This window comes from Citrobacter sp. Cpo103 (genome assembly GCF_030332605.1).
Taxonomy (GTDB): domain Bacteria; phylum Pseudomonadota; class Gammaproteobacteria; order Enterobacterales; family Enterobacteriaceae; genus Citrobacter; species Citrobacter portucalensis.
Genome location: NZ_JAOWHO010000029.1, coordinates 337546 through 349520, shown reverse-complemented (window position 1 = coordinate 349520; position 11975 = coordinate 337546). Strand labels below are relative to the sequence as shown.

The following is an 11975-nucleotide window of genomic DNA, read 5'->3' as shown; positions in this document are numbered from 1 at the left end:
ACTATGTCTGCAACTCAACATTCTTCTGCCGCAGTCGCTGAACACGCGACCCGTGCCGTGCTCCGCCAACCCCGTCTGCTGGTTCGCGAAACGCTGGCCGGTGTGGTAACCGCCCTGGCGCTGATCCCGGAAGTGATCTCGTTTTCCGTGATCGCAGGCGTTGATCCTAAAGTCAGTCTGATCGCCTCCGTCGTACTGTGCCTGGCGATGTCTTTTTTAGGCGGTCGTCCCGCAATGGTTACCGCCGCTGCAGGATCGGTCGCGCTGGTGATTGGTCCGATGGTGCATCAACACGGCGTGCAATACATCCTGCCTGCAGTGGTGCTGGCCGGGATGATTCAGATCCTGTTTGGTGTATTGGGAATGGCACGTCTGATGCGATTCATCCCTACGGCCGTGATGACCGGCTTTGTTAACGCGCTGGGTATATTGATTTTCTTTGCCCAGGTCCCGCATTTCTGGGGCAAAAGCCCGCTCATCTGGGGGCTGTTTGTCCTGACGCTGCTGATTGTGCTGTGGGTTCCGCGGTTTATTAAAGCAATTCCCGCACCGCTTATCGCCATCGTGCTGCTAACCGTGTTCACTGTCACCAGCGGGCAACTGTTACCGACCGTCGGTGATGAAGGTTCAATGAGCGGCGGCCTGCCGGGTTTCACCGAGTTGTTGGTTCCGCTCAACCTGCAAACGCTGGCGAGTATCTGGCCCTGCGCGCTGAGTATCGCTTTTGTTGGTTTGATGGAGTCGCTGTTAACCGCCCGTCTGGTGGATGACCTGACGATGACGCCGTCGAATAAGAATCGCGAGAGTGCCGGGCTGGGGATAGCCAATATTCTGGCCGGATTTTATGGCGGCATCGCCGGGTGCGCGATGATTGGTCAAACCATCGTTAACGTCGAGATGGGCAAAGGACGCAGCCGCGTCTCGACGGTTGCCGCCGGACTGGTATTGCTCCTGTTAGTCACTGGGTTAAGCGAAGTGATGGCAGAAATACCCATGTCGGTGCTGGCAGGTATTATGGTGATTGTGGCGGTAAAAACCTTCAGTTGGCACAGCATCCAGCCCGCTACGCTGAGGAATCTCCCCGTCACTGAAACGCTGGTGATGCTGGTGACCGTCGCTGCCACGGTCTCAACCGGCAACCTGGCGATTGGCGTGGTTGCCGGGGTGATGACGATGCTCATTCTGCCGCGTATCGTCAGACGCAAACGGGCGACTACATCAGAAACAGCGTTGCCAGACCGAGAAAAATAAAGAAACCACCAGTATCAGTGATAGCGGTTATCATGACGCTCGAGCCGACCGCCGGGTCGCGCCCGAGCTTCACCATCGTCATCGGAATGATAACCCCCATCAACGCCGCCATCAGTAGATTGAGCATCATCGCCAGAGTCATCACACCACCGAGCGCCATATCATCGTACAGCCACCAGGTAATGCCGCCCATAATCCCGCCCCACACGAGGCCATTGATTAGCGCCACGCCCATCTCGCGCAGGATGAGAAACGTCAGGTTCCCCGGCTGAATATTTTGCAGCGCCAGCGCGCGGACGATCATAGTGATAGTTTGATTCCCGGTATTGCCGCCGATACCCGCCACAATCGGCATCAACGAGGCCAGCGCCACCAGTTGCGAAATCGTATGTTCAAAACCGTCGATCACCCGCGAGGCGATAAAGGCGGTACAGAGGTTAACGGCCAACCACGCCCAGCGGGTTTTTACCGCTTTGGTAACAGGCGCAAAAACGTCCTCTTCGGCGCTTAAGCCCCCCATTCGACGCAGATCGGTGTCGGTTTCTTCATAGACCACATCGACGATCTCATCGATGGTTAAACGGCCCATCAGTTTACCGGAAGGGTCAACCACCGCGGCACTAACCAGGTTGTCGCGTTCGAAGGTACGCGCAGCGTTTTCGGCGATATCTTCAGGAGAAAAGGTGAGCGGGTCATTTTCCATCACCTCGCTGACTTTTCGCTGCACATCATTGAGCAAAATGCAGGTTAGCGTCAGTTCGCCAACCAGCACTTTATTGCGATCGGTCACGAAAAGTTTATCGGTGTTCTCCGGCATTTTCCCCAGCCGCCGCAGGTAGCGTTGCACCACTTCCAGCGTCACGTCCGGACGCACGGTGATGACCTCGAACTCCATGATCGCGCCGACGCTATTCTTCTCATAGTGCAGCACCTGGCGGACGCGCGTCCTCTCCTCTGCCGGTAACGTCGCCAGCAGACGACCGGTAAGGTTACGAGGCAAATGTTGAACAAGGTAAATCTGTTCATCAATATCGAGATATTGCAGCGCATCCAGCAGCTCGCGGTCGCTCATCTCATCGATCAGGTCGTCCCAGACGTTTTCAGACGCCTCAAGCAAGACGTTACCGCGCTTTTCATTTTCGACCAGTCGCCACAGGGCGTGGCGCTCTTCTGAGGGCAAAGCTTCGAGGGTATCGGCAAGGTCAGGCGGTGGCAGGTGAGCCACCAGCGCCCCTACCTCAGCAATATCGTCGGCTAACGTACCGACGTCATATTGCTCAGCCAGGGTAAGCTTGCCCAACAGCGTTGAAATAATGGCTTTATCAGTGGTCAGCAGCCAGATGAGGCGCGCACGCTCTTCATCACGCAGTCTGGCGCTGTTTTTGTTTATTACGGACATTAATCATAAATCCATGATATGAAATATCATTAATCATGATGCCGATTTATGTAAATAACAATAAACAGTGCCGCCGGGTGGCTAAAAAACCGGCGGCACGAAGGTTCAGGCTGTGCGAGCCACCGCGTCGCGCGAGGCGGCGTCACGTTCATCGCCCAACAGTTCACTCAACTGTCCGTTACGCATTTCCAGCAGACGATCGGCGTGAATAAAATAGTGATCGTCGTGGCTGATGGCGAAAATGGTTTTCCCCATTTCCTGCATCAAAGGCAATAGCACCTGATAGAACTCCCGGCGGAAATGGGGATCCTGATCGGCGGCCCATTCGTCCAGCAGAATGATGTCGCGCTCCTCCGCCAGGGCCAGTAGCAGCGCCACGCGTTTCTTCTGCCCTTTCGACAGCTTCAGATTGAGGATACGACCATCGCTCAGCTCCAGCTTATGACCCATCTTCAGATGTTCCAGCCACTTCGCGACCAGCTGCGGATTAGCCTCTTTACCTTCCGGCCCCAGCAGTTTGTCGAACAGCCAGACGTCGGTAAACACGGCAGAGAATAGCTTGCGGTAGTCTTCCGGTTTTTCAACGGCAACGGCCTTACCATCAAGCAATATTTCGCCTGACTGCGGCTGGTATAGACCGGTCAGTAACATCGCCAGCGTAGATTTCCCGCTACCGTTGCCGCCAATCAAGAAGATCAGTTCACCGCGATGAATCGTCAGATTCACCGGCCCTACGGAAAACGCATTATCCTGATAGTGGAAAACCACGTTGCGCAGCTCCAGCGTTTGCCAGTTGGGAAACGCGGTTGGGCGCGGGAATTCGGCCTTAAAAGGTGCCAGTGCGAATTTATTCAGTTTGTTGAACGCCACCTGCGCGGTAAGCAGCGTCGGCAGCGCGCCAACGGCAGAGAGCAGCGGCGTTCGCAGGAATAACAGCGTCAGAGAATAGGTCGCTGCCACGGCGGTATCAGCCCATCCCAGACTGTTAGCCATCCAGAACACCAGGCCAATGGCACCCAGCATCATAATGTTCGACCAGTTAACCGCGCTCAGGTGGAAGGTATCGGCACGGATAATATGGTGGCGATACTCTTTGGCATCCGGGACGTACATCTGATTAAAGATATGCTCGGCGCGCTCGCGGTTAAGCGTCAGCTCTTTGCGCCCTTCCAGCACCGTCTGATAATCGTTGTACAACTTGTCTTCAGTTTCGCGCAAGGTGGCCATGTGTTTATACACCCGCGCCACCAGCACAAATCCGCCCCAGATGGTGATTGCCATCCAGATTGCCGTTACCAGCAGCATTTTGGTCGACAGCATCGCCAGATACGCCGCCGATCCGATGGTCAGGATAATCCCCTGTACCAGTTCAGGCAGACGAACAAAGGCGATGGTGATGTTGCGGATATCACTGGTTAAACCGGCCAGCAACGAGGCGCTGCCAAGCTGTTCAATACGCTCGACGTGAGTATCCAGAATTCGTTTGATAAATTCGCTACGCAGGCGGTAGACAAAGTGGTGACCCAGCGTGGTCAACGCCAGCTGAGAACCGAGGGTAACAACCATCAACAACAGCAGCAGGCCAAGAAACTCCGGTAGCACCATCAGCGTGGTGTCGACCGTTTCGATCAAGCGCTGGTTGATAAACGCAATCAGCCCAATCCCCAACGCGGCGCTGGCGAGGCTGAGCGCCATCACGCTGATAAATGGCCAGCGATACTGCCGCCAGACAAGAAGTAAAAGTTCCATGCACACAACCCGGACAAGTAATAACAGCCCGCAGTTTAAACATCTCTTCGCTGACAGCAATAATAATTCTTATTTTTATTCTTTTTTACCCGCCAGACGAAACGTCAGGTTGTAACGACAGTCTCCGGTTAATGGGTGATACCCTGTTTTAAGCGGCTGGATCCCATGATAAAACAGCCGCGAATTACCGCCCCACACCACGACATCGCCGTGTTCCAGCAGTAAACGCTTTAAAGGGTCATTACGGCGCAAGCCGCCAAATTGAAAGATGGCTGGTAGCCCCAGCGATACAGAGACAATCGGCGCCCGCAGGTCGGGCTCGTCTTTATCCTGATGTAAGGACAGTTTTGCCCCTGGCGTGTAGCGGTTAATCAGGCAGGCATCGGGTTGAAAATCAGCATAGCCCGCCGCCGTCGCCGCCTGTTGGCACAGATCAGCGAACGCATCCGGCAGTGGCGGCCAGTGCGTGCCGGTGAGTGGATCAAACGGAGAATAAAGATAGCCATGCTGATCCGTCGTCCAGCCCAGATGGCCGCAGTTGGTCATCGCCACCGACATTGTATAGCCGCCGGGCGTCACCATCTGGCGAAACGGCGACTGTCTGGCGACAGCCGCTATCGCCTGCAGTAAAGAGGGCGCAGAGTCAAAAGCGAAACGTCGCAGAATAACCGCACCTGACGCCAGCGGCTCCTGCCAGGGTTTCGCATCCGCAAAGAGATCGAGCATTATGTTTCCTCGCCAGTAGTTTCCCGTTGCAGTAACTGCGCCTTGCGCGCAATACCCCATCGGTAGCCCGAAAGTGCGCCATCGCCACGGATCACCCGGTGACACGGGATAACAATCGCCAGTTTGTTGGCCCCACAGGCACTGGCCACCGCGCGCACCGCCTTCGGTTTGCCGATGGCACTGGCCAGCTGTTGGTAGCTCACTGTTTCGCCGCACGGAATTGTGCGCAGCGCCTGCCACACCTGCTGCTGAAATGCGGTGCCCCGGATATCCAGGGGTAGCGATAGCGACGCGTCACGCGAATTGATCGCGACGATCACTTCGCGCACGCGCTGCTGAAAATTGGCCTCTGCAGGAACATCCTGCGCGGCGGGAAACAGCGCATGAAGATCCGCAACCAACGTAGCGTCATCATCGCCAAGCAAGATCGCGCAGATACCCCGCTCGCTTTCCGCCACCAGACAACGGCCCAGAGCGCAATCTGCGAGGGTATAGCGTACAGAAACGTTGTCGCCACCTTTACGAAATTGCTTTGCCGTCATGCCTAATGCTTGATCGGCTTTGCGGTAGTAGCTGCTGCTGTCGGGGAATCCGGCATTGAGAATCGCCTGTGTCACCGGAACACCTTTCGCCAGGGCATCACGCAGACGGCGAGCACGCCATGATTGTTGCCACACTTTCGGGGTCATGCCCGTCGTGGCTTTGAACAGACGATGCAAGTGATACGGGCTCATTGCCACCTGCTGTGCCAGCTCGTCCAACGTAAGAGGTGACTCTTGCTCCAACAACTGACAGGCGCGGGCAATTTTGTCCAGCCGATGTTGTTGCGCGCTGTCTTTATCCGGCTGGCAGCGCTTACAGGGGCGAAACCCGGCATCCTGTGCCTGGTGGGCATCGGCGAAAAAACGGACATTTTTGCGCAGCGCATGTTTTGCCCGACAGGACGGACGGCAGAAAATACCGGTAGTCTGGACGGCAAAAACAAACTGACCATCGGCGTCAACGTCGCGATCCACAACGGACTGCCAACGGTCATCGTCAGTGATGCGTAAACGATTTTTCATTTCGGACTCCTTTGTTAAGCATAGCGCTTAGCCTCAGTGTGTCCCCATCGTCGGGCATAAAAACCCGCAATCTTGCTTTTTAATTATTTTCGCTGACCAGAAAACTATTAAACTGCGGCGACATCCAGGTTTTAAACCCCTCACCCTCTTTCACAATCATATAGACCGCCAGCCCTTCACGACGCACGACTTCTTTGGCCTTTTCCGGGCCGAGCACCATCAATCCTGTATCCCAGCCATCGGCTTCCAGCGCCGTTGGCGCAATCACCGTTACGGATACCAGATTATGTTCGATCGGGCGACCGGTTTGCGGGTCGATAACATGGGAAAGGCGCTTACCGTCCAGCTCATAATAGTTCCGGTAGCTGCCGGAGGTGCTAATGCCATGCCCATTAATGTCGACAATCGCCTGCACCGCGTTTTCACGATCGGTGGGTTTCTGGATTGCCACTCGCCACGGATGCCCTTCAGCATTCATTCCCCTGCTGTTCAGCGCACCACCAACGGAAACCAGATAACGGGCGATCCCCTCTTGCTCCATCAATCGAGCCAGATGATCGGCGGCGTACCCTTCGCCAACGGTTGAGAGATCAACATACAGATCCGGCAAGTCTTTTTGCAGGTAGTTCTGATGCGCTTCATTCACGACTTTCAGATGAGAAAGCCCGGTTTGCGCTTTTGCAGCGTCCATTTGCCCCTGGGTGGGAATATGCAACGGCTGCTGATCCGGGCCAAAGCCCCACAGGTTGACTAACGGCCCCACGGTGATATCCATGGCCCCATCGGTTTTTGCACCAATGCGTAGCGCCGAAGTCACGATATCCGCCATAGCGTCATTAACCGGCCACGGCGACAGACTTTTCGACAGGTTAAAGCGCATTAACGCAGAATCGTTTTTATAGGTGGAGAGCAGTTGATCATCGGCATCAAGCTGAGTCTGGATCTTAGCCTGCAGTTCCCTTGCGCGTTTGGCATCTACGCCTACCATACTGACCCGCCAGAAAGTGCCCATCGTTTTACCTTCCAGAACGGTGGCAGGTGTTGTGGTCTGAGCAGGTTTCGAGGCCTCATCGCACCCGACAAAAAAGATGGTCACAGCCAGCAGTGCTGCGCGATAAAAATTCATTTCCATACGTAATTATCCTCATGCGAACGGGCGCAAGAGTACACCAAAAATCGTTGTTTGTACGGCGGAAAAACGACATTAAAAAAGGCCCCGCAGGGCCTTTTAACGACATGAGCGCAGATTAGAACTGGTAAACCAGACCCAGCGCTACGATGTCATCGGTAGCAATGCCAGCATCACGGGTGAAGTTGTTGTCATCCAGCAGGTTGATTTTGTAATCAACATAGGTAGACATATTTTTGTTGAAGTAGTAGGTTGCGCCAACATCAACATATTTCACGATATCCTGGTCACCGTAGTTGGTGAAACCATTGCTGATGTCTTTACCTTTTGACTGCAGGTAAGCGACGGATGGACGCAGACCGAAATCGAACTGGTACTGTGCCACAACTTCAAAATTCTGTGCTTTATCCGCGAAGCCATATGCAGCAGTCGGGTTGCTACCATTAGAGGTACCGAAACGGGTTGCGTTATAGGACTGGGAGTACTGTGCTGCCAGGTAAACGTTGTTAGCATCGTATTTCAGACCACCGGTATAAACCGTTGCACGGTCACCGCTACCGTACACGCCAACAGCATTCTGATCAGCAGTACGTTTAGACGTCGTGATAGCACCACCGACACCAAAGCCAGCGCCGATATCATAGGTCACAGATCCGCCGTAACCGTCGCCATTCTGGGTCAGCAGGCTACGACCACCTACGTTTTCACCGCTTACGCTGCCGTTTTTACCCTGGTACTGCAGGGCAAAGTTCAGGCCATCAACCAATCCGAAGAAGTCAGTGTTACGGTAGGTCGCATAACCGTTACCACGCTGCTGCATGAAGTTATCAGCACCGTAGGTGTCGCCGCCGAACTCCGGCAGAACGTCGGTCCAGGACGTTACATCATATGTCACGCCATAGTTACGACCGTAGTCGAAAGAACCTGCATCAGCGAATTTAAGACCCGCGAATGCCACACGCGTCCAGGCGTCGTTGCTCGCTTCACTCTGGTTACCCTGAATCTGGTATTCCCACTGGCCGTAACCGGTCAGTTGGTCGTTAACCTGAGTTTCGCCTTTGAAGCCGATACGCATGTAAGTCTTGTCACCATCATCACCTTTGTTGTCGGAGAAATAGTGCAGACCGTCGACTTTACCGTACAGATCTAATTTGTTGCCGTCTTTGTTATAAATTTCAGCCGCATTCGCTGCGCCTGCTACCAGCAGTGCTGGTACCAGGAGGGACAGTACTTTAACTTTCATGTTATTAACCCTCTGTTATATGCCTTTATTGCTTTTTTATGCCACTGCATACTGATTAAGGTCATTAACCAGTCGGCAACTTCATTCTCCGCAAAAACACAGAATAATCCAACACGAATATGATACTAAAACTTTTAAGGTGTTTCATTTATCGGTATAGATGTTTCAAAATATTAATATGAGGGAACTTTTTTAAAATCAAAAAACAGACAAAATAAGCACAAATAATCAAGAATCATTTTAATGATCTTTAAAATCAATGCATTACACAAAAAAATCTTATAGCACTGAATGACAAAACAAAATCTTCACTCGCAACTAAAATAGACCCGCTATCATCATTAACTTTATTTATTACCGTCATTCATTTATGAATGTCTGTTTACCCCTATTTCAGCCGAATGCTCTGCGTTCGGTTTTTTTTTACCCTTCTTTACACAAAACTTACCTTTCCGTGCTACCGATGCAAAACTATAACGACTATTAACTATCTCGGGCGTCACGATCAGATATAAGTTTGATAAATAATTTCTTGTTATTTAATGCTAAATGTATACATTCCGTACGAATATTTGTACCCGCCTTTATCTTCTGTACACCTTTACATCGTAATGGCTGCAACAAAATCAGGCGTAAAAAATGCAAGCCAGGCGACACGGTGTAAGTGTGGTAATTCATACATTACCCTTTATACTGCCTCTTCATCTTTCGCGTCGTTTAACAGGTCATAAACACGAATGAGTCAGTCTGACACAACGGTTTCCACCCGATTCTCCCTGTTACCAGGAAGTATTACCCGTTTCTTCTTATTACTGATCGTTGTGCTGTTGGTGATGATGGGTGTTATGGTCCAGAGCGCCGTCAACACCTGGTTAAAAGATAAGAGCTATCAGATTGTTGATATTACCCATGCCATTCATAAAAGGGTCGATACCTGGCGATACGTGACCTGGCAAATCTATGACAATATTGCCGCCTCAACCAGTTCGCCGGGTGCAGAAGGGCTGCAGGAAACACGTCTGAAACAAGACGTCTATTATCTTGAGAAGCCGCGCAGAAAGACTGAGGCGCTGATTTTCGGCTCGCATGACAGTTCTACATTGGAAATGACCCAGCGCATTTCAACGTATCTGGACACGTTGTGGGGCGCGGAGAATGTCCCATGGTCAATGTATTACCTGAATGGCCAGGACAACAGCCTGATCCTAATCTCAACGTTACCGCTGAAAGATCTGACCTCTGGTTTTAAAGAATCGACGATTGGGAATATTGTCGATTCCCGGCGCGCTGAGATGCTGCAACAGGCTAATGCGCTAGATGAACGTGAAAGCTTCTCTTCACTGCGCCGTCTGGCCTGGCAGAACGGGCATTACTTCACGCTACGCACGACCTTTAATCAGCCAGGACATCTGGCAACGGTTGTCGCCTTTGACCTGCCGATTAATGACTTGATCCCGCCCGGTATGCCGCTGGACAGTTTCCATCTGGAACCTGATGCCACCTCAACGACCGAGCACCTGAATGAAAAAGAGTCGCCTGACAGCGTCAGCATTAATTTCAACAACAGTAAAATTGAGATCTCTTCGGCGCTAAACTCAACGGATATGCGGCTGGTGTGGCAGGTTCCGTTTGGCTCATTGCTACTCGACACATTGCAAAGCATTCTGCTACCGCTTTTGCTGAACATTGCGTTACTGGCTCTGGCGCTGTTTGGCTATACCACCTTTCGCCACCTCCCTGCCCGTTCTACCCAGGTGGCGCCAAATCTTGCGGCAAATAATGAGTTGCGTGTTCTGCGCGCAATCAATGAAGAGATTGTTTCCCTTCTGCCGCTGGGATTACTGGTACACGATCAGGAAGCAAACCGCACGGTTATCAGCAATAAAATTGCCGACCACCTGCTGCCGCATTTAAATCTGCAAAATATTACCAATATGGCAGAGCAGCATCAGGGAGTGATTCAGGCCACCATCAATAATGAACTGTATGAAATCAGACTGTTTCGCAGCCAGATCTCCCCGAGAACGCAGATCTTTATCATTCGTGACCAGGACCGCGAGGTGCTGGTCAATAAGAAGCTGAAACAAGCGCAGCGGCTGTATGAGAAAAACCAGCAGGCCCGAGCGGCCTTTATGCAGAATATTGGCAACGCGCTGAAAGACCCCGCGAAAACGCTGGCTGCTAATGCCGCCGCGCTCAATACACCAGACAGCCTGAAACTGGCCAATCAGGCCGACGTTCTGGTGCGGATGGTGGACGAAATCCAGCTAGCCAACCTGCTGGAGAACGATGCCTGGAAAGGTGAATCCACACTGTTTTCCGTGCAGGCATTAATTGACGACGTGGTTCCGGAAGTTCTGCCGGCCATTAAGCGTAAAGGGCTGCAGCTACTGATTAAAAATCACCTAAGCGCCCATGACGAACGCCGTGGCGATCGCGATGCCTTGCGCCGTATTTTGCTGCTGTTGATCCAATATGCGGTAACCACCACGCAGATAGGTAAAATCACGCTGGAAGTCGACCAGGATGAGTCGGAGGCCGAACGCCTGACCTTCCGCATTCTGGATACCGGGGAAGGCGTCACATTAAATGAAGTTGATAATCTCCATTTCCCATTCATTAATGACACGCAGGGCGATCGGTATGGCAAAGCCAACCCGCTGACGTTCTGGCTGTGCGATCAGTTAGCCCGCAAGCTTGGCGGACACCTGAATATTAAAGCACGGGAAGAACTTGGAACACGTTACATCGTCCATGTTAAAATGCCGCTGCACGATCAACATGCTGATAGTGAAGAGCGCCTGTTGGATGACGTCTGCGTAATGGTTGATGTCACCTCAAATGACGTACGGAGCATTGTATTACGTCAACTGGAAAACTGGGGAGCAACCTGCATCACGCCCGATGAACGGTTGAATAGTCAAGAATATGATCTCTTTTTAACAGATAATCCGTCTAATCTTACTGCCTCGGGCTTGCTTTTAAGCGATGATGAGTCTGGCGTACGGAAAATTGGCCCCGGTCAGCTGCGCGTCAACTTTAATATGAGCAATGCTATGCAGGAAGCTGTCCTTGAGCTGATTGAAGAGCAGCTGGCACAAGAAGAGTTCCAGGAACTCCCCCTCGGCGGAGATGAAAACGCCGAACTTCATGCCAGTGGTTACTACGCACTCTTTGTAGACACAGTACCGGATGATGTTAAGAGGTTGTATACTGAGGCGGCTATCAGCGATTTCGCTGCATTAGCCCAAACGGCCCATCGCCTGAAAGGCGTGTTTGCCATGCTTAATCTGGTACCCGGCAAGCAGTTATGTGAAGCGCTGGAACATCTTATTCAAGAGAAAGATGCTCCAGGTATAGAAAAATACATCAGCGACATTGACGTTTACGTCAAGAGCTTGCTGTAGCAAGGTA

Annotated in this window: 8 protein-coding genes; 2 read left to right on the top strand and 6 right to left on the bottom strand. The window is 52.3% G+C overall.

What is annotated here, in order from left to right; translation table 11 throughout:
* Positions 1–3: 3 nt before the first annotated feature.
* Positions 4–1251: a SulP family inorganic anion transporter gene (locus OGX89_RS10355; protein WP_125112617.1), complete on the top strand. Its 1248-nt coding sequence runs from the start codon at positions 4–6 to the stop codon at positions 1249–1251.
* Here the strand turns inward: OGX89_RS10355 and mgtE are convergent.
* The 6 genes from mgtE to OGX89_RS10325 form a co-directional block, all read right to left on the bottom strand.
* Positions 1214–2650, bottom strand: a complete 1437-nt coding sequence (mgtE, locus tag OGX89_RS10350; RefSeq protein ID WP_125112618.1) for a magnesium transporter — start codon at positions 2648–2650, stop codon at positions 1214–1216. The genes OGX89_RS10355 and mgtE overlap by 38 nt on opposite strands.
* A 105-nt stretch (positions 2651–2755) precedes the next feature.
* Entirely contained in the window at positions 2756–4399 is a 1644-nt protein-coding gene (locus tag OGX89_RS10345; protein WP_003834645.1) for a multidrug ABC transporter permease/ATP-binding protein, read from the bottom strand.
* Between the two features lie 75 nt (positions 4400–4474).
* Positions 4475–5125 (bottom strand): DNA oxidative demethylase AlkB, encoded by a 651-nt coding sequence (gene alkB / locus OGX89_RS10340; RefSeq protein ID WP_003834647.1) that lies wholly within the window; start codon positions 5123–5125, stop codon positions 4475–4477.
* The gene (gene ada, locus OGX89_RS10335; protein ID WP_125112619.1) at positions 5125–6189 is read right to left on the bottom strand and encodes a bifunctional DNA-binding transcriptional regulator/O6-methylguanine-DNA methyltransferase Ada; all 1065 of its coding nucleotides are present in this window, start codon (positions 6187–6189) and stop codon (positions 5125–5127) included. The genes alkB and ada overlap by 1 nt, the downstream gene beginning before the upstream one ends.
* 79 nt (positions 6190–6268) lie before the next feature.
* Complete coding sequence (apbE, locus tag OGX89_RS10330; protein WP_286560374.1) at positions 6269–7321, bottom strand: FAD:protein FMN transferase ApbE; 1053 nt, start codon at positions 7319–7321, stop codon at positions 6269–6271.
* Between the two features lie 115 nt (positions 7322–7436).
* Complete coding sequence (locus OGX89_RS10325; RefSeq protein ID WP_003834654.1) at positions 7437–8561, bottom strand: porin OmpC; 1125 nt, start codon at positions 8559–8561, stop codon at positions 7437–7439.
* A 737-nt stretch (positions 8562–9298) separates the two neighbouring features.
* On the opposite strand from OGX89_RS10325, the gene rcsD reads away from it, so the two are divergent.
* Positions 9299–11968 (top strand): phosphotransferase RcsD, encoded by a 2670-nt coding sequence (gene rcsD, locus OGX89_RS10320; protein ID WP_003834657.1) that lies wholly within the window; start codon positions 9299–9301, stop codon positions 11966–11968.
* Positions 11969–11975 lie beyond the last annotated feature (7 nt).

What these genes read in the sequence shown, in the direction of transcription:
- OGX89_RS10355 (WP_125112617.1), top strand. Translation starts at nt 4, where the DNA reads ATGTCTGCAACTCAACATTCTTCTGCCGCAGTCGCTGAACACGCGACC.
- mgtE (WP_125112618.1), bottom strand. Translation starts at nt 2,650, where the DNA reads ATGTCCGTAATAAACAAAAACAGCGCCAGACTGCGTGATGAAGAGCGT.
- OGX89_RS10345 (WP_003834645.1), bottom strand. Translation starts at nt 4,399, where the DNA reads ATGGAACTTTTACTTCTTGTCTGGCGGCAGTATCGCTGGCCATTTATC.
- alkB (WP_003834647.1), bottom strand. Translation starts at nt 5,125, where the DNA reads ATGCTCGATCTCTTTGCGGATGCGAAACCCTGGCAGGAGCCGCTGGCG.
- ada (WP_125112619.1), bottom strand. Translation starts at nt 6,189, where the DNA reads ATGAAAAATCGTTTACGCATCACTGACGATGACCGTTGGCAGTCCGTT.
- apbE (WP_286560374.1), bottom strand. Translation starts at nt 7,321, where the DNA reads ATGGAAATGAATTTTTATCGCGCAGCACTGCTGGCTGTGACCATCTTT.
- OGX89_RS10325 (WP_003834654.1), bottom strand. Translation starts at nt 8,561, where the DNA reads ATGAAAGTTAAAGTACTGTCCCTCCTGGTACCAGCACTGCTGGTAGCA.
- rcsD (WP_003834657.1), top strand. Translation starts at nt 9,299, where the DNA reads ATGAGTCAGTCTGACACAACGGTTTCCACCCGATTCTCCCTGTTACCA.